The sequence below is a fragment of the Nocardia sp. NPDC050412 genome (assembly GCF_044458825.1).
In the GTDB taxonomy this organism is placed as follows: Bacteria; Actinomycetota; Actinomycetes; order Mycobacteriales; family Mycobacteriaceae; genus Nocardia.
Genome location: NZ_JBITIJ010000024.1, coordinates 58690 through 81681, shown reverse-complemented (window position 1 = coordinate 81681; position 22992 = coordinate 58690). Strand labels below are relative to the sequence as shown.

The following is a 22992-nucleotide window of genomic DNA, read 5'->3' as shown; positions in this document are numbered from 1 at the left end:
GCCGCGGACCTGGCGTCCACGCTACCCCGCCGTTCCGGCCGAAAGCCGGAACGACGGGGGACGGGCTCACTCGGTGCCGAAGATGTTTGCGGCCTCGTCCTCAGTGAGGATTTCGTACGCGTCGGATTCCCGGTTGTACCACCAGGTATCAGGTCCCGGCCGCGGGCGGCCCGCCGCCTGCACGGCCCGCGTCGACGGGCGGTAGGAGGAACTGCGCGGGATCTCGTCGACGACGTACACGATGTCGGGCCGCTGGTCCGGATCGAGTGCGCGCACCGCCTCGGTCACGTCCTTGGGTTCCAGCCGGAAACCGTTGCGGACGCTGACCGCCGCCGCCGCCACCGCATGCTCGCCGGCGGGCAGTTCGTACGCGACCTCCATATCGACCGCGGTGATGTCGTTGAGCACGTCGACGATGGGCTGGGTGAAGACCGGACCGCGTTCGGTGTGAATCACCGTGTCCGTGCGATCGACCAGCCAGTAGTCGCCGTCGCTGTCGCGGCGGAAGAGGTTTTCCGTCGGCATCCACGCATCGCCCGCGGTGAATACCCCGCGGAACCCGCCGTCGGAGAGGTCTACGCCATCGGTCGCCTTGCCGATCAGCAGACCGACCTCGTTATCCGCGCACCGACGCGCGAAGCCCGACCCGTCGGTCTGAATCTGTTCGGTGACCGGGTCGTAGGCGACCAACTCCACCTTGGCGGTGCCGGGCACGGGACGGCCCTTGCAGCCCGCCTTCACACCGGCCACATTGGCCAGCACCACGTCGCCCTCGATGGAGGCGTAGAACTCGAGCACCCGAGCAGGCGCGAACTGCTCGGTCGTGCGTCGCCACAAGCCCGCGGGCATGCCCGAGCCGATGAACAGGCGGATAGGGTGCCAAGCTGGGGTGGCAGTCGGCGGAGCCGACGCGGTGGGTGAACGCAGTCCGGACGAGAAGACTTCGGCGTCGAGAATGTCGCGCAGCATGGTCCAGGTGTAGGTGACCACCGTGACGCCGTAGCGATGCACCTCCTCGCCGAAACTGGTCGGATCCAGCGACCTGGCCAACGCGATCCGGCTGCCGCCCGCGATCGCGCCGCCGAGGCTCACCAGCAGACCGGACGAATGATGCAGCGGCGCAAGGCAGTAGACGGTGTCCTTGCGATCCAGATCGGCCGAGGTCGCGGTGCCGAAGGCCGACAGCGCCCAACGGTGGTTGGTGATGTATTTGGTCTCCAGCCGGTCACCGGTGCCGGTGACGAGCACGAACGCCAATTCCCGCGCCAGACCCGGATCCGGGCGATACCAGGCCGGCAGCTCCACCTGCGTCGGATCGATCTGTTCCAGGTCGATCACGTCTTCGCTCAACGGAATATCGAGAGCGCGCGCGGCGCCGCCGCCGAGCACCAGGACCCGCGTACCGGTAGCCGCCGCCGCTCGCAGATTCTCCGGATCCGAGACCAGGGCTTTGATGCCGGTGAGTTCGATGGCCCGCTCCAACTCGCTACCGGGGGCGAGTAATACGGACACCGCACCGATACGGGACAGCGCGGCGACGGTGGCCAGCGCGCTCGGCCTGGTCTCCATCACCACACCGACGCGCATGGCCGGGCGGATGCCGACGGAGATGAGCCCGCGCACGACATTATCGATGCGCACGTTCACTGCGGCGTTGGTGTGCACGCGATCGTCGAAGAGGAACAGATCGCGCAGCGGCGCCCGCCGCGCCTGCTCGGCGACCAGTCGCCCCAACGAGATGCGGGTATGCGGCTGGATCATGCCGAGCCGGGTCAGTCGCGGCAGTGCGCGTGCGGCTTCACCGGCGAGTTCGATCGACCCGCGCACGGTATTGCTGGCCAAGCCCTCCAGCACCTTGCCGACGCCCGCGCCCGCCTCGGCCAGGGTGGCCGCGGTGTGCACGACTCGTGTGGCCGCCGAATTCGGTCGGTTGGTCGCCACATGTTCGGTCATCGGCGCGATCTCCGGCGGCAGCGGCTGATCGCCGTCCATCCAATCGATCCACTGACGCACGAGCGGCCAGGTGTGCCTGGTCGCCATGCTGCCCGCGACGAGGCCGAAATGTCCTGCCACCAAACTGGCTTCGTATACCTCCGCGTTGGGCGCGGCCCGGACAATACCGCGCACCGCGGCGGGTTGGCCGATATCGTCGACCTCGCCGACGAACGCCAGGATCGGGCACTTCAGTTCGGCCAGTGAAATCGGGTGGCCCCGGATCACGAAGCCGCCGAGCATCATTCGGTTGTGCGCGACGAACTGCTTGAGCAGATCCGCCGCCGCCGGACCGGCGTAGCCGACCCAACCGTCATTATTGAGGAACCGACGCTGACGTTCCTTGGGCAGTAACGCCTCCCGGTCGTGCAGCTGGCGCAGGAAGTCGATGCGCGATTTGGCGGTCTTCACCGGATCGAGCATCTGGAAGCCGAGCCGGACCATCGAATCGGTGATCGGCAGCCGGGTCACCACATGGTCGGCCAGGAACTCCGCGACATCGGAGACCATGCCGTACGGCAGTCCGAACGGCATACCCGCGACCACATCCACGGGGCTGCCGAAGGTCACGATGCTCTCCACACCCTTACCGGACCGGTAGGCGGTGGCCTGATAGGCGAACATGCCGCCCTGCGAGTACCCCATCAGGTGCACATCGGCGCCGGTCGCTTCGCAGACTGTATCGATGGCGCTGTTGACCGCGAGGACGTGATCGGCCAGATCCCGTTCCCAGCCGCCCTCCTCACTTGCGGGCGAACCGAAATCGATCACCCAGCAGTCGATTCCGCCGCGATGCAGAATGCCGACCGCGCCGTCCTCGGCGTTGACATCCCAGATATCGGCATTGACCATCAGCGGCGGCACCAGGACCGCGACCGGGCGGTGTCCATGGCGGCCGTCCCGGGGCCCTCCGTGGTTACGCACGCTGTCGCCTGCGGGTCCGTCGCTCAGGCCGCGGCTCGGCGTCGGATCGTCGGGGAAGTAATGGCGCAGTCGATACATTCTGCGCCGTTCGACGATCTCGAACGGCGACGACTCGACATCGGTGCTCAACCCGCCGAAGCGGATGACCTCGAGGCCGTTCTGGGCCGTTGCCATCAACCGCTGCACCGACCCGACCACACTTTCCACATTCAACTTCACGATCGCTCCTGGCCCTACCCTGCAAAGTGACCCGCATCACACACCCCGATGTGCTCAGACGAGCTTCCCACACCGTGTATCCATTATGGGGCGGCTGTGACAGGTTCCATGCCAGGTCTGGGCCGATGATGCGGGATGTTCGCGGCGGCGGTGCGCAAAAGATACCGACCGCGCAGCTTGCTCGGTCCGCGCCGATCCATCCAGGGTCGTTATCGGCAGTTATCCGTATCGAGGTCATGTCGTAACCATCCGAAAAACAGACCAGCATTCTCGTGGCTTCTTCTTCGAGATTCGCGTGCGCACAGCATCTTTCGCGGTTTAGGATCGAAGCCGTTCGGAACGCAATGTCGCGTAAGCCAATTCGCACGGGAGAGTCGGTTACCGTCTGCATGCCTCGGTCCCGCCACTTCTCTCGGCAACCATGCCGCCATACCCAGCAGGCCTGCCGCCTGTCGAATTGTTGTGCACCACCGCCGATTTCGAAATGCGATCGACAACAAATACAGCACAATCGACCGTCTCGGTGACCATCTCAGGTGAGGACAACGCATGACCATCGAAATGCCAGTCCAAACAGAAACCAACGGGCACAAGAGCCTCAGCACCGGTGCCGCCCACCAGCTCGCGCACACCACAAAATCCGAGCCGCAGATGCAGGGCATCACCTCGCGCTGGCTCACCCGTGCGTTGCCGTGGACGCAGGTCAACGGTGGTATTTATCGTGTGAACCGACGGTTGACCCACACCGTGGGCAACGGTGAGGTCGAGTTCGTCATCGACGGCTCGCAAGCCAGAGTGATCCCGATGGAACTCACCGAACTTCCGCAATTGCGAGACTTCGACGACGAAGACGCGCTGCGGGCACTGGCCCAGCGTTTCGAGCAGCGTGACCTCGAACCCGGTACGGTGGTCGCCGAATTCGGCAATCCGATGAATCAGGTCATGCTGATCGTGCACGGCAAGCTCAGCAAGATCGGCACCGGTGAATTCGGCGAGCAAACCAAGCTCGGCATGCTGGGCGGCGGCGATTTCTTCGGCGATGAAACCCTCATCGACGGGTCCGGAATTTGGCCGGTGACCGTCAAAACCATCACTCAGACCACAATGCTGGTGCTGCCCCGGCAAAGGCTCGAGGAAATGCTCGAGAACACCCCGGCGCTGCGCGAGCAATTGTCCCGTATCGCCGACGCACCGGCGCGCCCGCAAAATACCAAGGGCGAGGCGAATATCGAGATCTCCTCGGGCCACTTCGGTGAGCCGTTGCTGACAGGCACCTTCGTCGACCTCGACGCCGCCCCGCGCGAATACGAGCTCAGCCTGGCCCAGAGCGTGCTGCGGGTGCACACGCGCGTCGCCGACCTGTTCAACGATCCGATGAACCAGGTCGAACAGCAGCTGCGGCTGACCATCGAGGCGCTCTACGAGCGACGCGAGAGCGACCTGGTCAACAATCCCGATTTCGGGTTGCTGCACAATTGCGACCTGAAACAGCGCATCTACAGCGAGTCCGGCGCACCGACGCCGGACGATATGGATGAGCTGTTGAGTATGCGGCGCAGTACGAAACTGTTTCTGGCACATCCGAAGGCGATCGCCGCCTTCGGTCGTGAATGTAGTAAGCGCGGTTTGTATCCGGATCCGGTCGAGGTGGACGGGCACCGCGTGTTCGCCTGGCGTGGCGTCCCGATCTACCCGTGCAGCAAGATCCCGGTCAGCGATACCCAAACCACCTCGATTCTTGCCATGCGCACCGGCGAGAAGGATCAGGGCGTCATCGGCCTGCACCAGACCGGAATTCCGGACGAATACGAGCCGAGCCTGAACGTCCGCTTCAAGGGCATCGACGACCAGTCGATCATCTCCTACCTGGTCAGCTGCTACTACTCGGCGGCCGTGCTGGTGCCGGACGCGCTGGGCGTGCTCGACAACGTCCTGGTCGCCCGGCAGGCGGACTGACCGGGGTGATGACCGATGTCGGTGCTCTCGCGCGCCTCGGCACCACCCGCCACCCACGAGGTGGCCGCCGCTGTCGCGGCACTGCTGTCCAACCTCGATACCCCTACTCCCCCGATACTCCCGCTGGAGGTTTCGGAACCGGAAACCACGACTCCACCTGAAAACGCCGAGATACCGGAAAGTACGGAATTACCCGAATGCACAGCAATACCCGAATCATCCGAAACCCAGGTGGTGGAGACTGATTCGCCAGAACTGGACCTACCTACCCAACCTGAGACGGTTGTTCCGCGGAGCCTGCGCGGACCCAGCGGCCTGGGCGCGGCTGCAGTCCTACTTCCGACGTCCACCACCACCCAAGCGGGACTACCTACTACTGAGGTACCCGACCCCGCACGCACACCTACTATCCGGGCGGCTGGTCTCCAGCCGCCACCGGTGGCGTTCAACGCCACATCGATCGCTGTCGGCGTGGCGCAGGGGGCTGCGCCGGCAGCAATCGAATCGGAACCTCCTCGGAGACGAATTCCATTCGGCCCCACCGGATTAGGTACCGCATCGGCCTACCTGCACGGCACCGCGGCACCGATTCCACCCCTGTACTGTCCACCGCCGTTGCGCGATGATCCGGCGTTGGCCGAACTGGTCAACGACGGGCTCATCGACTGGGCGCGCGATATCGGCCTTTACGCAGGGCGCCTGGACGAACTGCGCGATGCCGACTTCGGCCGATTGATCATGCTCGCCCATCCGGATAGCAACGATCCCAACCGGCTGCTCGCGGCCGCGAAATGCGCGGTCTCCGAATGGTCGGTCGACGATTACTACCGCGAGGAAGGAGCCGATGAGACCGCACCCGACGGCACGCCGTCCAGCGCCGAGGCCGAACTCGGCCCCCGCCTCGAATTGGCCGCCGCCGCAATGGATCCCGTCCATCTTCCGGCGCGCTACCAGCAACAGTTGGAACGAGCGTCGCAGGCCGATCCGATCCTGCGCGCGTTTCGTACGTCCTTCGAGCATCTGTCCCGGTATGCGACCCCGGCACAGCTTGCTCGATTGCGTACCGAGATCGCCGGATGGTTCATCGCGCTCGGCGCGGAGGCGGGCTGGCGGGCCGCACACCGGATGCCACCGGTGTGGGAGTACCTCACCAATCGGCGGCCGCACAGTTTTCTGCCGTGTATGGCGCCGATCGATGTGGTCGGCGGCTATGAACTCCAAGCCGCCGAGTACACCGATCCGCGGGTGCGCCGGGTCGTCACCACTGCCGCACTCGCCAGTCAGATGGTGAACGATCTGTATTCGATGGCGCGCGAAGACCGTTCCGACGGTCGGGAATTCAACCTGCCGACGGTCTTGGCCGCCGAGGAGCGCTGCTCCCGGCGCGAGGCGGTGCTGCGCACCGCCATCGTGCACGACGAACTGGTGCACCGATTCGAACAGGAGGCCGGTCCACTGGCCGCGGCCGGATCGGCCGAATTGCGCCGATTCCTCGGCGGGCTCTGGGCATGGATGGGCGGCAACCGCGCCTGGCATGCCGCGAGCAAGCGCTACAACGAGTCGAATTAGCCAGTACCGCAACGAAATCAGTAGTACCGCAACACGAGAGGAGGATCAGGCATGACCATGCTCAATCCCGACACGGGGTCCGTCCTGCGCACCAGCTACCAGAAGGCCGTTGCCGAGTACTGGAACAACAACCCGAATGACGACCGGGTCAATACCAGACTCGGTGAGGTCGACGGGCTGTTCCACCACCACTACGGTATCGGCGAACCCGATCAGGCGGCGTTGGCCGGGCCGGCGGATTCTCGCGAAGAACGGCTCGTCAAGGAATTACACCGCCTCGAGACCGCACAGGCCTCGCTGCTGCTGGACCACCTCGGTGATATCCGGCCCGGCGATCGGTTGATGGACGGCGGATCAGGCCGCGGTGGTACGAGTTTTATGGCCAATCAGCGCTTCGGTTGTCAGGTCGACGGCGTCACCATTTCCGAATATCAGGTCGGCTTCGCCAATGATCAGGCCGCCCATCGCGGTGTCGCGGACAAGGTGCGCTTCCATTTCCGGAATATGCTCGATACCGGTTTCGACACCGGAGCCATGCGCGGCATCTGGACCAACGAGACCACCATGTATGTCGCGCTCGGCGAGCTGTTCGAGGAGTTCTCCAGGCTGCTCGAACCCGGCGGTCGCTACGTCTGCATCACCGGCTGCTCCAATGATGTCAACGGCGGACGCTCGGCCTCGGTCAGCTGGATCGACGCCCATTACGGCTGCATGATTCATCCGCGCAGCGAGTATTTCCGGGCTTTGGCCGACAACAATCTGGTGCCGGTCAATGTGATCGATCTGACCGCCGCCACGATTCCCTACTGGGAGCTGCGCACCGAATCCGAGCTGGCGACCGGGGTGGAGAAGCCGTTCCTGACCGCCTACAAGGAGGGCAGCTTCCAATACCTGCTGATTGCCGCCGATAAGGTGGGGCGATGAGCGAGCGGATCATGGGCGCAGCACCATCGGTCACAGCGGAGGCGAACGCCAGCGAGGTGGAGGCATGAGCCAGCGAATCATGGGCGCAACACCATCGGTCACAGCGGAGGCGAGCGCTAGCGAGGTGGAGCTGTGACCGAAACGCTGGCCAAACCGATCACCGACCGTGAGGCCCTGCCCGTCGAGCTCGTGGACAAGGCCGGGCGCGCGGTCGGTGCGTGCCCGGTGGCGCAGGCGCATACCGCGCCTGGGCTGCTGCACCGCGCGTTCTCGGTGCTGCTGTACGACGATGCAGGTCGGGTGCTGTTGCAGCAGCGCGCTGCGGTCAAGACTCGGTTCCCGCTGCTGTGGGCGAACACCGCCTGCGGTCATCCCGCGCCGGGCGAGCCGGTAGCGGCGGCCGCGGCGGTCCGGTTGGCCGAGGAGTTGGGGTTGGCCACCGCGCTGACAGAGGTCGGCATCTTCCGGTATCACGCGCAGGATTCCGCGACCGGTCGAGTGGAGCACGAATGGGATCATGTGCTCATCGGACGGCTGAATGCCGAGTTCCTACGGTCCGCGGCGCCACGGCCGGATCCGGCGGAGGTCGCCGACTATGCGTGGATCCAGCCGGAGGCGCTGCGGGATGCGATCGCCGACGATCCGGGGAGCTACACCCCGTGGTTGCTCGGTGTGCTCGATATCGCGGAAGAAGCTTTTCGGGTCATCTGAAGGTCAGCCGATGCCGGTACGTAGGCCGAGGCCGAGGCAGTCACCGATCATCTCCGGCGTCATTTCTTAGTCGGTGGTGATCCGCGCGTAGCTGCCTCGGCCGAGTCCGCGGGTGGCCTGGAGTGGGCCGGCAAGTCGGCGCGAGCGCGTCCCTCTCCTTGCTGGTTTTTGGTGAGACATATGTCTTGGCTGACTTTCGAGTGTCACCTGACATGTTCTGATGCGCATATCTACGTTTCAGCAAGTATTTCTGCGGATACACGGCACTTGTAACACCGAACAAAGCCTTCGAGAAATCACAGGAACGACACAGGGTGCGAACAGGAGCGACTCGGATCCTGGATCACATACGAGGTCTTGAATTCAGCGAGGTGCACGATGGTCGAAGTCGAAGTCACAGACGATAAGGTGACGGTTCATGTGCTCGGCGGGCACCGACTACTGGCGCTGCGCGAGCACGTGACCTTCGATCTAGCCGATATCAAAGGGGTGACCCCCGCCCCGGTCGATCTGCGCCCGCCGTGGGTCCGCGCACCCGGCACCTTCTTTCCCGGTGTGATCGCTGCGGGGACCTATCGCGGCAGAGGGCGAAAAGAGTTCTGGGACACCAGGTTCGACGGCCAAGCCATTCTCATCGACCTCGCCGGTCCGGGGTTCACCCGTCTCGTAGTCGATGTCGACGATCCCGATGCGGCTATGGAAACCCTGACCGCCGCCGCCTGACCGCCGCCGCCTGACGGCTCAGAGTTTCGAGCCGAAGGAACGCAGCAGACCGCTGTACGGCTTCGGTTGTGGCGTGGCGAACTCTCCCCTACCCGATTTGCGCAGGCCGAGGGTGATCAGCGACTGCACGGTGAGGGTGGCCGCGGCAACGCCGTCGATCACCGGTACGCCGATCTCGTCGCGAATGTGGTTACAGAGGTCGGCCATGCCCGCGCAACCGAGCACGATCGCATCAGAGCCATCGGCGTCGACCGCATCGCTGCAGGCCTGCGTGATGATTTTGCGCGCATCCGGATCGTCCAGGGCGAGCACCGGGATCTCGCAGGCGCGGATCCCGCGGCAAAAGCGCCGCATGCCATAGCGATACACCAGTTCATCCGCGCGGCCGATGGTGCGGCTCAGCGTCGTGACGATGCTGAAGCCGCCACCGAGGTGACTTGCGGTGTACATGGCTGCCTCCGCGATGCCGATTACCGGGCCGCGTGCCAGTTCTCGGGCCGCATCCAAGCCGGGATCGCCGAAGCACGCGATCACATAGCCGTCGATACTTTCGTGTTCGCCGCGCCGGATGGCGTCGAGAATGCCTGGGACGCTGAGGGCTTCGTCATAATGACTCTCGATCGAGGCGGGCCCCATGTCGGCGGTTACCGCATCGAGCAGCGTGCCCCGGCCCGTTACGGCCTTGGCACACTGCTCGATCGTGTCGGTCATCGCCCTGGTGGTATTCGGGTTGACGACCCGGATGCGCATCAGGCACTGACTCCCTTCACTGCCAACCGGGTTCGGGTGGCCAGCAGGTAGTAGACGAGAAAGCCGAGGCCGCAGCCGATGAACCAGCTGTACTGCGCGGCGGTGTACATGCCGGTGACATCCTTGGCGAGCACCGGGATCACCGCGACGATCGCGCCGACGGCGGTGGCGATGATCGCTGCCGGGTTGTAACCCCTGCTGTACCAGTAGGTTCCGGTCCGCGACAAGGTGAACAAGTCGTCGACGACGACCTGCTGTTTGCGCACCAGGTAGTAGTCGGCGATGAGGACACCGAACAGCGGGCCGATGAATGCGCCCAGCACTTCCAGGGTGTAGTGGATGACCTCCGGATTGTTGTACAGGTTCCACGGCGTGATCAGGATCGAGCCGACCGCGGCGATCATGCCGCCCGCGCGCCAGCTGATTCGCTGCGGGCTGACGTGCGAGAAGTCGAAGGCCGGTGAGATGAAGTTGGCGACGATATTGATGCCGATGGTGGCGATGGTGAAGGTCAACGCGCCCAGGACGATCGCGAAGGTGCTGTCGATACGGGCCACCGTCGCAACGGGATCGGTGATCAGCTGACCGTAGACCGGGACCGTCAGCGATGCGGTTATCACCACCAGCAGCGAGAACAGCAGGAAGTTGACCGGCAGCCCGAGCAGATTGCCGCGCCGCACCGCCGCGAAACTCTTTCCGTAGCGGGAGAAGTCGCCGAAGTTCAGCATCGGACCGGAGAAATAGGAGACCACCAGCGCGATCGCGCCGAGCATGACGGGGACCGAGGCCCAGCCGGTGTACTTCACCTCACCGAGCTTCAGGTCGATGGCGCTCCAACCGGCCTTGGCGATCAGGTAACCGCAGAGCAGGAACATCACGACATATACAGCGGGACCGCAGAAGTCGATGAACTTGCGAATCGATTCCATGCCGCGCCAGAACACGCAGGCCTGCACCACCCATAGCAATAGATAACTGCCCCATCCGAGCACCGAGAGACCGAGGAACCCATAGTCGTCGACGACCGCATACCGGGCCAGGCTCGGAAACAGTTTCACCAGTACGACATCCAGCGCCGCCGAGGCGAGGAAGGTCTGGATGCCGTACCAGGCGACGGCGATCAGGCCACGGATGATCGCCGGAATATTCGCGCCGAGCACCCCGAATGCGCTGCGGCACATGACCGGATAGGGCACCCCGGTCACCTGACTCGGCTTCGCGACCAGATTGCAGAAGAAATAGACGATGGTGATGCCGATCAGCAGCGCCACGAGTACCTGCCAGCTGGCTAGTCCGAGTGCGAACAGACTGCCCGCGGTGACATAGCCGCCGACACTGTGCACGTCCGACATCCAGAACGCGAAGATGTTGTAGGTACCCCAGGTCTGCTCGCGCAGCGGGGCCAGATCCGCATTCGTCAGCCGTGGGTCGTAGGCGGGCGACGCGGGAACAGGCGGCGCCGCGGTGGTAAGCGTTTCGGTCATGGTGTTTCCCATCCGAGGGTGGCTGTGCTATTTCGACCGACCTGCAAGCAGTCGCTGGCGGTGTGATCGAAACGACGGTAAGAACCATGCATTGCCCCGCCATTGCGCAGTTATTGCCCGGCTATTGCGCGATCGATATATCTTCCGGCGCGAGCAGTCCGGTATCGGTCGGCAATGTCGCGATTACCGTTTCCAACCTGCGGTGATGCCGTTCGGCCACCAGCAGAAGGCGATCCACGTCCCGGGCCATGAATGCATCGAGCATCAGCGCGTGATCGGTATGCAGGCGCACCCGATCGCCGGGGCCGATATGCACCATGGACTGCACGGGCTCGGTGACATTCCACGCGGATTCGAGCATGTGCAGCAGCCGGAACATCCGCGACGGCTTGGTCAGCGCCACGTGGAAATGGCGAGACTGGCGATGGTACGAGACCGGGTCGTCATCTCGAATCGCCTGTTCCAGTAGCGAATTCACCTCGAGCAGGCGGGCGCGGTCGGCGTCGGTGGCATTGCGGGCCGCGGCCGCCAGTGAGGCGGTTTCCAGCGTCTCCCGCGCGATATACATTTCGCGCAGCTCGTTGGAGGTCAGCTGGGCCACCGCGTACCCACCGTGCGGCCGATGGGTGACCAGTCCCTCCCCGATCAATGTCTTGAGCGCCTCGCGCACTGGGATATGGCTGACGCCGAATAATTCGGCGACCTCGCGCAGCGGGATCACGGTGCACGGCGGCACGGCGCCATCCAGAATCACCCGGCGCAGTTCGCCGAGGATCACTTGCGGTCGGCCTGGTTCGTCGACAACCAACCTGGCCAGTAGCGCCGATCGTCGTCTCGGGGGCATGCTGGCACGCTATGCGAGCCGTATTGCGATCTCGGTCGCGGATGTGACAGTCAGGAAAAGTTCACCGAACCGACTGGTCTCACGGTTGGAATTTCGGCAGCACGATGGGCCGCATGGCCGTCGTGCGATGCTGTTGGTCGGCCTAACGACAGAGGTAATCCGATGACACTTACGGCAACGCAGTCGGTGGATCGTCGCTATGTGCGCCTGGTCGCCGAGTTCGACAGACTGTTTCGGCGGCCGAGCGACGGCGGCGGGTCGCTCGTGGTCTATCAGCATGGCGAACCGGTGGTGGACGTGTGGGCCGGATTCGCGCATCCGGGCGTGCCGTGGGCCGCCGATACCGTGGCAATGGCCTATTCCACCGGCAAGGGTGTGGTCTCGACGCTGGCGCACCGACTGGCCGAGCGCGGTCTGTTCGACTACGACGAGCCGGTCGCCACCTACTGGCCCGAATTCGGGGCGGCGGGTAAGGACCGCATTACGGTGCGGGAAATGCTCACGCATCGGGCGGGTCTGCATCGGTTGCGTGATCTGCTGCCAGGGCCGGTGGCGCGTTTCTTCGACGATGCCGAGGTCACCGCCGCACTCGCGGCCTGCGCCCCCGATCCGCGCCACACGGTGACCAGCGGCTATCACGGAATCTCCTTCGGACATTTGGTCGCCGAGCTGATTCGACGGGTCTCCGGTTCGGACTTCACCGAGCTGCTGCGCACCGAAATCGCGGAACCACTTGCGGCGCAAGAGCTCTGGTTCCGGGTGCCGGAATCCGAGCGCGGCCGCATTGCCACCAACTTTCCGCGGCTCACCGTCGCGGGGATGAATTGGGACAACAGTGCGCGGCTGATGGGCCGGACTCGTTTCGCGGCGGCCGCCGAAACCACACCACGCGGGTTCGCCGATATGGTTTCCGATCCGCGCCTGCATGATTGCGTGATTCCGGGCGTCAACGGGGTCTTCTCGGCGCGTGCGCTGGCGAGGATGTACAGCGCGCTCGCGACCGATGGGCGACTCGGGGACTTCCAGTTGTTGCGGCCGGAAACGATCGAACAGATCACCCAGCGCCAGGTCTTCACTCCCGATTACGTTCTAGCGTTTCGCATTCCGTGGGCGCTGGGCTACCACGGTGTGCCGATGAAGCCGTCGAAGGCCGAACCCGTCTCCGCCTTCGGTCATTTCGGCCTCGGTGGTTCGGGGGCGTTCGCTGATCCGGCTACCGGTATGTCGCTGGCCTTCGTCACCAATCGGCTCGGTGGGAGGTTGACGCCGTTGGGCGATGCGCGACTGGCGCGGCTCGGCGCCATTGCGCACAATATCGCGAAGGCCGGATAGGCGCGGGAAATCATCGGATGATTCCTGACCATGTCGCACATTCGTGCCATGGGCTGGCAGCATGGGCGCATGGAGTTGCTGGGACTGGAGCGGATCGAGGCGGCCGCGGCGGCATTGGCGCCGGTGATTCGACGGACGCCGGTCGTCGCGTCACGGGTGTTGTCAGAGCTTGCCGGAACCGAGGTGCGGCTGAAGTGCGAAAACCTACAGCGCACTGGCTCCTTCAAGCCGCGCGGGGCGTATTTCCGGATCGCGAACCTACCGGCGCAAGATCGGGCGCGCGGCGTGGTGGCGGCAAGTGCGGGCAATCACGCGCAGGGCGTCGCATGGGCCGCGGCTTCGCTCGGGATTCGCTCGACCGTGTTCATGCCGATGGGTGCTTCGCTGCCGAAGTTGGTGGCCACCAAGGCGTATGGCGCCGAGGTGCGCCAGGTCGGTGAGACCATCGACGACTCGCTGGATGCCGCACTGGATTTCGCCGAACGGACCGGTGCGACACTGATCCATCCGTTCGATCACGCCGATATCGTCGCCGGGCAGGCGACGGTGGCACTGGAGATCATCGAGCAGATGCCCGAGGTCGGAACGGTGATCGTGCCGACCGGCGGTGGTGGGCTCCTCGCTGGGGTCGCCATTGCCCTGCATCATGTCGCACCGCGAGTGCGGGTGGTCGGGGTGCAGGCGGCCCAGGCCGCGGCATGGCCGGATTCGCTGGCGGCGGGTAAGCCGATGCGGGTGGCGCGGATGTCGACCATGGCCGACGGTATTGCGGTCGGACTGCCGGGTGAGGTGCCGTTCGCGCATGTCGCGGCGCATGTGCCCGCAGTGGTGACGGTAGATGAGGATGCGCTGTCCAAGGCGCTGCTGCTGTGTCTGGAACGCGCGAAGTTGATCGTCGAGCCCGCCGGTGCCGCCGCGGTGGCGGCCCTGATAAGTTGCGAGCCCACCGAACTCGGGCTGCAGGGGTCGGTATGCGCGATCCTGTCCGGTGGCAATATCGATCCGATGATGCTGACCAGAATCATCGGTCACGGACTGGGTGCGGCCGGGCGGTATCTGGCTGTACGCGTGACGATTCCGGATCTTCCCGGCGCGTTGAGCGGATTGCTCGCCGTGATCGGGAAGACCGGGGCGAGCGTGGTGGATGTGGTGCACTCGCGGACCGGTGGGTGGCTCGCGGTCGACGAGGTCGAGGTATCGCTGACGTTGGAGACCCGGGGTCCTACGCACCGAGCCGATGTGCTTGCCGCGCTGGAGAATTCAGGGTACGCGGTGCGCGTGGAGGATTAGTTGGGTCCGAGCGTGCTCGGACCCAACGTCGACTCCGTCAGCATTTGCGCTTGTAGAAGTACTTCGAGTTGGCATCCATATCGGCCTGGGTAATAGCCACCATATCGGTCTGGATATTGCGGATCACTGGCTTGCCCTCCAGCGCGGCCGCGGCCTCGTCGACGCCCTTCGCGCCGATCCCGGCCGGATCCTGTGCGATAAGTGCCTGCACGGTACCGGCTTTCAGATCCTCGACCTGTTTCGGACTCGCGTCGAAGCCGACCAATTTGACCTGGCCGAGCTTATTGGCATTGCGCAATCCGGTGGCCGCGCCTTCGGCCGAACTCAGGTTGGTGGCGAAGATCCCGGCGAGGTCGGGATGGGCGGCCAGTGTCGCGGTGACGATCGAAGCCGCCTGAGCCGCTTCATTATTGTTGTACTGCACGCCGAGCGAGGTGATGCCCGAATAGGCCTTCACCGCATCTTCGAAACCCTGGGCACGCGCGTCGGTAGTGGAGGTTCCGGCCTTGGTGTTGATCACCAGTACGGGGCCCTTGTCGCCGATGAGCTTGGCGAGCGTCTGCGCCGCGAGTTCGCCGCCCTTCTTGTTATCGGATGCGATCGACGACAGCGCGATCGAGGTGTCGTCCAGTGCGGTATCGACCTCGATGATTTTGATCCCGGCATCCTTGGCCTGTTTGATCGGATTCGCCATTGCCTGCGCATGGGTAGGGGCGATCAGGATGCCGCCTGGCTTATTGGCCACCACGCCGGTCAGCACCGGAGTCTGCGCGCCCGCATCGAATTTGGTCGGCGCCTGCGTCTGCAGTTTGTAGCCGAGTTTGCTCGCCTCGTCCTGCGCGCCGCACTGCATGGAGATGTAGAACGGTTCGTCGGCGACACCCGGAATCAGCACCAATTTCTTGGCATCCGTGCTGCCGGAATTGTTCACCGAACCACCACAGCCCACCACCAGTGCGCCGACCGCCGCCATCGCGCCGATCACCACCGCGGTCCGCTTCGCCACCCTCATTTGGCTACCTCCGCCTATTCTCTTATCGCGCAGTGTTGTAACTGCTTACCTCTCTACTTGCGGTCTCGGGCCCGGCGGCGCAGTTGGTCGAACCACACCGCCCCGACCAGCACCGCGCTCACCGCGATCGGCTGCCAGAACACCGGCACACCCGCGATGACGAAGCCCTTGCGCAGCACCGACGGAATGAAGACGCCGATGACGGTGCCGACGATGGTGCCGATCCCGCCGAAAAGGCTTGTCCCGCCGATGACTACACCGGCGATGGCATCCAGATTGTCGGTACCGTGTCCGCCGATGGTGGTCGTGCCGAAGTAGGCCAGATTCATGAATCCGGCCAGCCCGGCGAGTAATCCGGTCATCAGATAGACCAGCACGAGGTGGCGGGTGACCGCGATGCCCGAGCGCCGCGCGGCCTCCTCATTGGAGCCGATCGCATAGGTGTAGCGGCCGAATCGGGTTGTGTGCAGCACCAAGGCGGCGAGCACCGTTACCACCGCCGCGACCAGCACCAGATTCGGTACGCCACCCAGTGACGTCCCGAAACCCAACGAGTTGCGCAGCTTATCGGGCACCGTTCTGGTGTCGACACCGCCGGTGATGAGTTGTGCCGCACCGAGTGCCGCACCGAATGAGCCGAGTGTGACGATCAGCGGTGGAATCTTGGCCTTTGCCACCAGAATTCCATTGAGCAGGCCCCAGATGCCGCCGCCCGCAATGGAAATCAGGAAACCGACACCGATAATTCCCCAGCCGGCGCCGGTCGCGTTCTCGTCGGGACTCAGCCATTCCATCGTTTTCGCGCCGAGCACGCCCGCGAAGATCAGCACCATGCCGACCGACAGGTCGATGCCAGCGGTGATGATCACGAAGGTCATGCCCACCGAAAGCACCAGCAGCACCGACGTTTCGATCAGCAGAGTCTGCAGGGTGAAGCGGGTGGGGAAGGCGTCGGGGCGGATGACGCTGAAAACGACGTATAGTACAACGAGCACCACACCGATCCACAACGTACTCGCGCCCAGAAGTCGTTGCAGTACAGTGCGTTCCGGCAGATCGGGGCCGCCATTCGGCGCTGCTTTCCTCATGCGGCGTCCTCATGTGACAGCGCTCCGGTCATCGCGCCGACCAACTGCTCCAGCGTCGCATCGGCGGCGACGAACCGGGCCACCCGCTTGCCGAGTCGCAGCACCTCGATCCGGTCGGCCACCGCTAGCACCTCGGGCATATTGTGGCTGATCAGAACGACGGCAATGCCCTGGTCGCGCACATTGCGGATCACCTCGAGCACCCGCTCGCGCTGCACAACCCCGAGGGCCGCGGTCGGTTCGTCCATGAAGACGACCTTGCTCGCCCACAGCACCGCGCGCGCCACAGCGACACTCTGGCGCTGTCCGCCCGACAGGGCGCCGATCGGCACATCAGCGCTCTGCAGTGTCACGCCGAGGCGTCGGAAGTGCTCGACGGCTTGGTTTCGCATCGCCCGCTTGTCGAGCATGCCGAGTCTGCCCGCCCACCCGCGGCGAATCAGTTCCCGGCCGAGGAAGAGGTTGGCGGCCGGGTCCAGATCGGGTGCGACGGCGAGGTCCTGATATACGGTTTCGATGCCGAGATTGCGTGCGGCGGTCGGCGTACCGAGCACCGTTTCCGAACCGTCGAGCAGGATGGTCCCCGAATCCGGTTGTTCCGCCCCGGAAAGGCATTTCACCAGTGTGGATTTACCCGCGCCGTTATCGCCGATCAATGCGACGACCTCACCGGCGCGGACCTGAAAGTTGGCTCCCCGCAACGCCTCGACACCGCCGTAGCGTTTCCCCAACGCCTGGGCCTCGAGTACTACATCGCCCGGTTCCGATGCCATACCCTTACCCGCGTCTACTCAGCTGAGCAAGCGTCCGATCCATCGGCCGATGCTACGTTCGCCGCGGCCTCCCATGGGACGAATTCGGCAAAATGCGCAGGGCGCAACGAGACCGATCAGTCCCACCAGAAGCGCCACAGCTGCCGAAGCATGGATTCGGCGAGTTCATCGAGTGAATCGCGATCCTGTTCGGCAGCGTCCGGGCAGTACAGATACCCCTCCAAGGCCTGCGCGAGCGCGGCGTCTTCGGTCAGCTCCGGCTCGTGTGCGACGGCGAGCCACAGTGTGTCGGAATCCAATGCGACGAGTTCGCAGCTGCGCTCCGAGGCCGCCCACCGGCGCAGCATCAACGCGTGGTCGGCGCCGTCGAGGGCGTAGTTGAGCGCCTCGAAATCTCTCTTCATGAGCCGTCATTCAACAGCCACCCACCGGCAATCTCGCCGCGTGGATGTCAATGTGCGCCACCGAGTTCCAGAGCCAAGACACCGAGAATCACCAATGCGATGCCGCCGACCTGGATCAGCGAAAGTCTTTCGTCGAGGAAAAGGACACCGATGACGGCGATGGCCGCGACGCCGACCGCCGACCAGATGCCATAGGCGACACCGATCGGCATGCCGCGCTTCAAAGCCTGGGACAGGAAGAAGAAGGCCGCGCTATAGCCGAGGACAACGATGATCGCGGGCACCAATTTGGTGAAACCGTCGGAGATTTTGAGCGATACGGTCGCGGTGATTTCGGAGGCGATGGCCAGCGCCAGCAACAGCAGGGTCATCGGCGCAGCGTAAACCAGCGATATTAAGGGTTTGCACCGGCGGATCGAAAGATCACCCCCGCAGACTGACACGCAGGCCGCCGGTTGTTCGGCGGCGCGGGGAATGGCCGTGAACGTGTTCTTCGGTTCGCGGCACTCGCCGACCGAAGGGAGCCTGGTCAGACGGGAACTGCCGACCTACCGCCTCGGCCAATTGCGCCATCCGCACACGATTCCGCACCTGGTCGCCCGCTGGCGCAGGTGGCAGACCTCTTGGGCCGCTGACGTTCTCGCACAGGAGGCCCTGCCCATCGCGCGCGACTCCCCCGACCCGTACGCAATTCCGGCACTCCCCGCGACGCTGGGCGCATGTAATCCCTGGTGCGCCCCCCAGCAACAGGGCCTGGATCAAGATCAGGTGGCACTGATGGTGGGGCCTCGCGGGCGATGCCGCCCTCAGTTCCACCTGATCTTGATCGTTGAGGCTGAGGGCCTGCGCGAGGCGCGCGTTAGGAGCGCAGGGTGGCGACGGTGTTGCGGATCTCGGTGAGTTGGGCCGCTACCTGGACGCCTGCGGTTCCGCCGCGGGCGTTGCGGGAGGCGATCGAGCCCTGCACGGTGAGGACTTCGCGGACGTGGGGGGTCAGGGCGGGATCGATGGCGGCGAATTCTTCGTCGGTCAGTTCGTCCAGGCCGACGCCGCGCGCCTCGGCGGCGCGCACACAGGCGCCTGCGGCCTCGTGCGCGACACGGAACGGAACACCCTGCCGGACAAGCCATTCGGCGATATCGGTGGCAAGGGTGAAACCGGCGGGGGCGAGTTCGGCCATGCGGTCGGTGTGGAAGGTGAGCGTCGAGACCAGGCCCGCGATGGCCGGGAGCAGCAGCTCGAGCTGGGCGACCGAATCGAACAGGGGCTCCTTGTCCTCCTGCAGATCCCGGTTGTAGGCGAGCGGTTGGGCTTTCAGAGTGGCCAGTAGTCCGGTCAGATTGCCGATGAGGCGACCGGCCTTGCCACGAGTGAGTTCGGAGACGTCCGGATTCTTCTTCTGCGGCATGATCGACGAGCCCGTGGACCAGGCGTCGGCGAGGGTGATGTAACCGAATTCCGGTGTGCTCCAGATGATCACCTCTTCGGCCATCCTGCTCAGATCGACGCCGATCATGGCGAGCACGAACGCCGCCTCGGCCGCGAAATCACGTGCGGAGGTGGCGTCGATCGAATTCGCCGCCGCCGCATCGAAATCCAGTTCGGTCGCGATGGCTTCCGGATCGAGTCCGAGCGAGGAACCGGCCAGGGCGCCCGAACCGTAGGGCGACACCGCCGCCCGCTTATCGAAGTCGCGCAGCCGATCGATGTCGCGCAGCAGCGGATGCGCGTGTGCGAGCAGATGATGCGCGAGCAGCACCGGCTGCGCGGCCTGCAGATGCGTCTTGCCTGGCATCACCGCATCCGGATGCGCGGCCGCCTGGGCGACCAGCGCGTCGACCACCTCGAGAAGCCCGGCGGCGACCCGGCGCGCCGCATCACGCAGCCACATCCGAAAGAGCGTGGCCACCTGGTCATTACGCGAGCGCCCGGCCCGCAGTCGGCCGCCGAGTTCGGCGCCGACCCGATCGATCAGCCCGCGCTCCAGCGCACCGTGCACGTCCTCGTCGGCCTCGGCGGGGGCAAACGCACCCGAATCCACGTCCGCCGCAAGGTTATCCAGTCCGGCCAGCATGGCGGCGAGGTCGCTCTCCGACAGCAGTCCCGCCTTGTGCAGCACGCGCGCGTGTGCCTTCGACGCGCGAATGTCGTAGGGAGCCAGCGCCCAGTCGAAATGGGTCGACTTGCTCAGCGCGGCCATCGCCGCGGCCGGTCCGGACGCGAAACGTCCGCCCCAGAGCGCCCCTTCGTTGGTGCTGCCGCTCTGCGTCATCGTGTGCTGTCTCCTCAGGGTCGTCGGGCGGTGAACAAAATGTCGGTGGTCATTTTCGCGGCGGCGTCTTGCGGCACTTCGCGGCCGCGGTTGCGCAGTACCTCGACCGGATCGGCGCGGGTCGCCGTCCAGCCATGGCTGGTGAACCAGTCGATCGGATCGCTGCGGCCCTCGTCGGAATACCACAGGGTGCCGACGTCGACCCGGACGTCGATGCCAGCGGATTCCACCTCTCGCACGGCATTCGGGTCGGGTGCCGACATTCCCGAGCGGTAGATCCCGATGCGACTGCCCGGCGCACTCAGCGCCACGATGCTGTCGAACAGCCGGTCCTGCGCATCCGCCGGGAGGTAGCGCAACAGTCCCTCGACCAGCCATGCCGTCGGCACGGCAGGGTCGAATCCGTGCTCCCGCATCGCCGTTGGCCAATCCTGACGCAGATCCACCGCAACCTCACGGCGCTCTGCCACAGGCTCTACGTCCGCGAGCGCTACCGCCTTGAACTCCAATACCTTTGGCAGATCCAATTCGAATACCGTTGTCCCGCTGGGCCATTCGAGTCGGTACGCTCTAGCATCCAAGCCCGCTGCCAGGATGACGAACTGACTGATGCCGTCAGTAGCCGCATCCTGGCAGTAAGTATCCAAATAGCAGGTGCGCGCGATCAACGAGCCGATGATCGGGCCCATCGCCCGCGTCGCGGCCTCCTCGAGGCCCTCGACCTCACCGCGGGCGATGCGCGTCCACGACTCCGAGCCGACGGCCGTCACCAGCAGTTCGGCATAGGAGTCGTGGAACAGCGCGTCCGGGCGACGGGATTCGGCCGCGCGCATGGCGGCGACGCCGAGGGCGGTGGCGCCCACGCTCGACTCGATATCCCAGCTGTCGTCGTCGGTCCGCATGGCGCTCCTTTCGGGTCGGCGCGATGGCACCGACCCGATCGAGCCTAATAGGCGCAGTCGGACGCAGTCCGTCGCTGAATCTCGCGCGCTCGGCCGAGCGAAGGCGACGCCTACTTCTGGTTGAGGTCGCGACGGGCCGCGACCTTGGAGGACAGGCCGTGGATCTGCACGAATCCCTTGGCGAGCGACTGGTCGAAGCTGTCGCCCTCGTCGTAGGTGGCCAGGTTGAAGTCGTAGAGCGACTGCTCGGAGCGGCGGCCGTTGACCACGACGGAACCGCCGTGCAGCACCATCCGGATATCGCCGGTGACGTGCTGCTGGGTTTCGGCGACGAAGGCATCCAGTGCACGCTTGAGGGGGGAGAACCAGAGGCCGTCGTAGGCCAGCTCGCCCCAGCGCTGCTCGACCTGCCGCTTGTAGCGGCCCAGTTCGCGCTCGATGGTGACGTTTTCCAGGGCCTGGTGCGCGGTGATCAGCGCGATCGCGCCGGGGGCCTCGTAGATCTCGCGGCTCTTGATGCCGACGAGCCGGTCCTCGACCATATCGAGGCGACCGACGCCCTGGCGGCCCGCCCGGTGGTTCAGCTCGACGATGGCCTCGAGCACGCTGACCTGGCGACCGTCGATGGCGACCGGTACACCCTTGTCGAAGGTGACGATGAGTTCGTCGGGCGCCTCGAAGTTCACCGTCGGGTCCGAGGTGTAGTCGTAGACGTCCTTGGTCGGCGCATTCCAGAGGTCCTCGAGGAAGCCGGTCTCCACCGCGCGACCCCACACGTTCTGGTCGATCGAGAACGGCGACTTCTTGGTGACATTGATCGGGAGCTGGTTCTCCTCGGCGAAGGCGATGGCCTTCTCCCGAGTCCAGGCGTAGTCGCGGACCGGGGCGATCACATTCAGGTCGGGAGCCAGCGCGCCGATGCCGACCTCGAAGCGGACCTGATCGTTGCCCTTACCGGTGCAGCCGTGCGCGACGGTGCTCGCGCCATGGAACTTGGCGGCCTCGACCAGGTGCTTGACGATGAGCGGGCGGCTGATCGCCGAGACCAGCGGGTACTGGCCCATGTACATGGCGTTGGCCTGGATGGTCGGCAGGCAGTACTCGTTGGCGAATTCGTCGCGCGCATCGACCACGATCGCCTCGACGGCACCGCAGTCCAGCGCACGCTGGCGCACCACATTCATGTCCTCGCCGCCCTGGCCCAGATCGATGGCGACCGCCACGACCTCGGCGCCGGTCTCCTTGCCGATCCAGCTGATCGCAACGGAGGTATCGAGCCCACCGGAGTAGGCGAGTACGACGCGCTCGGACATGTCTTTGTGCTCCTCGGTTTCGTGCTTGTCTGCAGGTCGTGCCCGCATCCGCGGGCGGCTGGGCGCGGCGCCCACCGACGCGCCCAAATCGCACGTCAGGCGGCCCTCACCGTCTTGCAAATGATTATGCACGATGATGCAAGCCCATTCACAACCGGGTCCGAGTTCAACCTTCCCGGTAGCACCTTGGCACCCCCTTGCACCTATGTCACGCTTTATCCGTTAACTATCGGAGCGGGCAAAGGACGGACCCATGCTGCTGCACCTCATAGCAGGAGAATTCAGCACCCTCGGCAACGACGTCCTCGACCTCGGCCGCGCCCTACTCGACCTCGTCCAAGACATCATCAGCGTCGGCACTCCGGACACCCCCCACAGCGGCGGCCAATACCCGTTCGGCTGAGGCACAAGAAGACTCGCGCCGTGCAATAGCATCGCCATCCAGCGCTCGCCTCGACCATGTTGTGCCCTATGCGGGGTAGCCACTGATGTGCGTCACCAATCGCAGTG

20 protein-coding genes are annotated in these 22992 nt (G+C 64.9%); 8 read left to right on the top strand and 12 right to left on the bottom strand.

Features of this window, described 5'->3' with window-relative positions; translation table 11 throughout:
* Window positions 1–66: 66 nt before the first annotated feature.
* Window positions 67–3090, bottom strand: a complete 3024-nt coding sequence (locus ACIBI6_RS38860; RefSeq protein WP_396960057.1) for an AMP-binding protein — start codon at window positions 3088–3090, stop codon at window positions 67–69.
* A 594-nt stretch (window positions 3091–3684) separates the two neighbouring features.
* Here ACIBI6_RS38860 and ACIBI6_RS38855 point away from each other — a divergent pair.
* The 5 genes from ACIBI6_RS38855 to ACIBI6_RS38835 all read left to right on the top strand — a co-directional run bounded on the left by ACIBI6_RS38855 (window position 3685) and on the right by ACIBI6_RS38835 (window position 9018).
* Window positions 3685–5091: a family 2B encapsulin nanocompartment shell protein gene (locus ACIBI6_RS38855; RefSeq protein WP_364352128.1), complete on the top strand. Its 1407-nt coding sequence runs from the start codon at window positions 3685–3687 to the stop codon at window positions 5089–5091.
* Between the two features lie 15 nt (window positions 5092–5106).
* The gene (locus ACIBI6_RS38850; RefSeq protein WP_396960031.1) at window positions 5107–6660 is read left to right on the top strand and encodes a family 2 encapsulin nanocompartment cargo protein terpene cyclase; all 1554 of its coding nucleotides are present in this window, start codon (window positions 5107–5109) and stop codon (window positions 6658–6660) included.
* 51 nt (window positions 6661–6711) lie between these two features.
* Window positions 6712–7584: a geranyl diphosphate 2-C-methyltransferase gene (locus ACIBI6_RS38845; protein ID WP_364352134.1), complete on the top strand. Its 873-nt coding sequence runs from the start codon at window positions 6712–6714 to the stop codon at window positions 7582–7584.
* A 132-nt stretch (window positions 7585–7716) separates the two neighbouring features.
* The gene (gene idi, locus ACIBI6_RS38840) at window positions 7717–8295 is read left to right on the top strand and encodes an isopentenyl-diphosphate Delta-isomerase (RefSeq protein ID WP_364352137.1); all 579 of its coding nucleotides are present in this window, start codon (window positions 7717–7719) and stop codon (window positions 8293–8295) included.
* A 378-nt stretch (window positions 8296–8673) separates the two neighbouring features.
* A complete protein-coding gene (locus ACIBI6_RS38835) occupies window positions 8674–9018 on the top strand; it encodes a hypothetical protein (protein WP_364352140.1) in 345 nt (114 codons plus the stop codon).
* An 18-nt stretch (window positions 9019–9036) separates the two neighbouring features.
* Here the strand turns inward: ACIBI6_RS38835 and ACIBI6_RS38830 are convergent, their stop codons facing one another.
* From ACIBI6_RS38830 to ACIBI6_RS38820, 3 genes are all read right to left on the bottom strand, one after another.
* On the bottom strand, window positions 9037–9768 hold the full coding sequence (locus ACIBI6_RS38830) for an aspartate/glutamate racemase family protein (RefSeq protein WP_364352143.1): 732 nt from the start codon (window positions 9766–9768) through the stop codon (window positions 9037–9039).
* A complete protein-coding gene (locus ACIBI6_RS38825; protein WP_364352146.1) occupies window positions 9768–11252 on the bottom strand; it encodes an NCS1 family nucleobase:cation symporter-1 in 1485 nt (494 codons plus the stop codon). Before ACIBI6_RS38825 ends, ACIBI6_RS38830 begins: the two co-directional genes overlap by 1 nt.
* Window positions 11253–11373: 121 nt before the next feature.
* Window positions 11374–12096: a GntR family transcriptional regulator gene (locus ACIBI6_RS38820; RefSeq protein WP_364352149.1), complete on the bottom strand. Its 723-nt coding sequence runs from the start codon at window positions 12094–12096 to the stop codon at window positions 11374–11376.
* Window positions 12097–12258: 162 nt separating this feature from the next.
* Between ACIBI6_RS38820 and ACIBI6_RS38815 the strand changes: the two genes are divergently transcribed.
* Window positions 12259–13428, top strand: a complete 1170-nt coding sequence (locus tag ACIBI6_RS38815) for a serine hydrolase domain-containing protein (RefSeq protein WP_364352152.1) — start codon at window positions 12259–12261, stop codon at window positions 13426–13428.
* Window positions 13429–13497: 69 nt separating this feature from the next.
* Window positions 13498–14718, top strand: a complete 1221-nt coding sequence (gene ilvA, locus ACIBI6_RS38810) for a threonine ammonia-lyase (protein ID WP_364352155.1) — start codon at window positions 13498–13500, stop codon at window positions 14716–14718.
* 37 nt (window positions 14719–14755) lie between these two features.
* Here the strand turns inward: ilvA and ACIBI6_RS38805 are convergent, their stop codons facing one another.
* The 8 genes from ACIBI6_RS38805 to ACIBI6_RS38770 form a co-directional block, all read right to left on the bottom strand.
* Window positions 14756–15730 (bottom strand): ABC transporter substrate-binding protein, encoded by a 975-nt coding sequence (locus ACIBI6_RS38805; RefSeq protein ID WP_364352158.1) that lies wholly within the window; start codon window positions 15728–15730, stop codon window positions 14756–14758.
* 53 nt (window positions 15731–15783) lie between these two features.
* Entirely contained in the window at window positions 15784–16818 is a 1035-nt protein-coding gene (locus tag ACIBI6_RS38800; RefSeq protein WP_396960026.1) for an ABC transporter permease, read from the bottom strand.
* Window positions 16815–17591, bottom strand: coding sequence for an ATP-binding cassette domain-containing protein (locus tag ACIBI6_RS38795; RefSeq protein WP_364352164.1), 777 nt, complete (start codon window positions 17589–17591; stop codon window positions 16815–16817). Before ACIBI6_RS38795 ends, ACIBI6_RS38800 begins: the two co-directional genes overlap by 4 nt.
* Before the next feature lie 116 nt (window positions 17592–17707).
* Entirely contained in the window at window positions 17708–17995 is a 288-nt protein-coding gene (locus ACIBI6_RS38790; RefSeq protein ID WP_364352167.1) for a DUF4253 domain-containing protein, read from the bottom strand.
* Window positions 17996–18042: 47 nt separating this feature from the next.
* Window positions 18043–18438 carry a DMT family transporter gene (locus tag ACIBI6_RS38785; RefSeq protein WP_396960023.1) on the bottom strand — a complete coding sequence of 132 codons (396 nt, stop codon included), beginning with the start codon at window positions 18436–18438 and terminating at the stop codon, window positions 18043–18045.
* A gap of 416 nt (window positions 18439–18854) precedes the next feature.
* Window positions 18855–20267 (bottom strand): argininosuccinate lyase, encoded by a 1413-nt coding sequence (argH, locus tag ACIBI6_RS38780; protein WP_396960021.1) that lies wholly within the window; start codon window positions 20265–20267, stop codon window positions 18855–18857.
* A 14-nt stretch (window positions 20268–20281) separates the two neighbouring features.
* Window positions 20282–21169, bottom strand: a complete 888-nt coding sequence (locus tag ACIBI6_RS38775) for an SAM-dependent methyltransferase (RefSeq protein ID WP_396960019.1) — start codon at window positions 21167–21169, stop codon at window positions 20282–20284.
* Between the two features lie 110 nt (window positions 21170–21279).
* Window positions 21280–22482 carry an argininosuccinate synthase gene (locus tag ACIBI6_RS38770; protein ID WP_364352179.1) on the bottom strand — a complete coding sequence of 401 codons (1203 nt, stop codon included), beginning with the start codon at window positions 22480–22482 and terminating at the stop codon, window positions 21280–21282.
* A 253-nt stretch (window positions 22483–22735) separates the two neighbouring features.
* Here ACIBI6_RS38770 and ACIBI6_RS38765 point away from each other — a divergent pair, with 253 nt between their 5' ends.
* On the top strand, window positions 22736–22885 hold the full coding sequence (locus ACIBI6_RS38765; protein WP_364352182.1) for a hypothetical protein: 150 nt from the start codon (window positions 22736–22738) through the stop codon (window positions 22883–22885).
* Window positions 22886–22992 lie beyond the last annotated feature (107 nt).

Excerpts from the sequence above, each read along its gene's own strand:
- ACIBI6_RS38860 (WP_396960057.1), bottom strand. The coding sequence starts at position 3,090 with ATGGCAACGGCCCAGAACGGCCTCGAGGTCATCCGCTTCGGCGGGTTG.
- ACIBI6_RS38855 (WP_364352128.1), top strand. The coding sequence starts at position 3,685 with ATGACCATCGAAATGCCAGTCCAAACAGAAACCAACGGGCACAAGAGC.
- ACIBI6_RS38850 (WP_396960031.1), top strand. The coding sequence starts at position 5,107 with ATGTCGGTGCTCTCGCGCGCCTCGGCACCACCCGCCACCCACGAGGTG.
- ACIBI6_RS38845 (WP_364352134.1), top strand. The coding sequence starts at position 6,712 with ATGACCATGCTCAATCCCGACACGGGGTCCGTCCTGCGCACCAGCTAC.
- ACIBI6_RS38835 (WP_364352140.1), top strand. The coding sequence starts at position 8,674 with ATGGTCGAAGTCGAAGTCACAGACGATAAGGTGACGGTTCATGTGCTC.
- ACIBI6_RS38830 (WP_364352143.1), bottom strand. The coding sequence starts at position 9,768 with ATGCGCATCCGGGTCGTCAACCCGAATACCACCAGGGCGATGACCGAC.
- ACIBI6_RS38825 (WP_364352146.1), bottom strand. The coding sequence starts at position 11,252 with ATGACCGAAACGCTTACCACCGCGGCGCCGCCTGTTCCCGCGTCGCCC.
- ACIBI6_RS38820 (WP_364352149.1), bottom strand. The coding sequence starts at position 12,096 with ATGCCCCCGAGACGACGATCGGCGCTACTGGCCAGGTTGGTTGTCGAC.
- ACIBI6_RS38815 (WP_364352152.1), top strand. The coding sequence starts at position 12,259 with ATGACACTTACGGCAACGCAGTCGGTGGATCGTCGCTATGTGCGCCTG.
- ilvA (WP_364352155.1), top strand. The coding sequence starts at position 13,498 with ATGGAGTTGCTGGGACTGGAGCGGATCGAGGCGGCCGCGGCGGCATTG.
- ACIBI6_RS38805 (WP_364352158.1), bottom strand. The coding sequence starts at position 15,730 with ATGAGGGTGGCGAAGCGGACCGCGGTGGTGATCGGCGCGATGGCGGCG.
- ACIBI6_RS38800 (WP_396960026.1), bottom strand. The coding sequence starts at position 16,818 with ATGAGGAAAGCAGCGCCGAATGGCGGCCCCGATCTGCCGGAACGCACT.
- ACIBI6_RS38795 (WP_364352164.1), bottom strand. The coding sequence starts at position 17,591 with ATGGCATCGGAACCGGGCGATGTAGTACTCGAGGCCCAGGCGTTGGGG.
- ACIBI6_RS38790 (WP_364352167.1), bottom strand. The coding sequence starts at position 17,995 with ATGAAGAGAGATTTCGAGGCGCTCAACTACGCCCTCGACGGCGCCGAC.
- argH (WP_396960021.1), bottom strand. The coding sequence starts at position 20,267 with ATGACGCAGAGCGGCAGCACCAACGAAGGGGCGCTCTGGGGCGGACGT.
- ACIBI6_RS38775 (WP_396960019.1), bottom strand. The coding sequence starts at position 21,169 with ATGCGGACCGACGACGACAGCTGGGATATCGAGTCGAGCGTGGGCGCC.
- ACIBI6_RS38770 (WP_364352179.1), bottom strand. The coding sequence starts at position 22,482 with ATGTCCGAGCGCGTCGTACTCGCCTACTCCGGTGGGCTCGATACCTCC.
- ACIBI6_RS38765 (WP_364352182.1), top strand. The coding sequence starts at position 22,736 with ATGCTGCTGCACCTCATAGCAGGAGAATTCAGCACCCTCGGCAACGAC.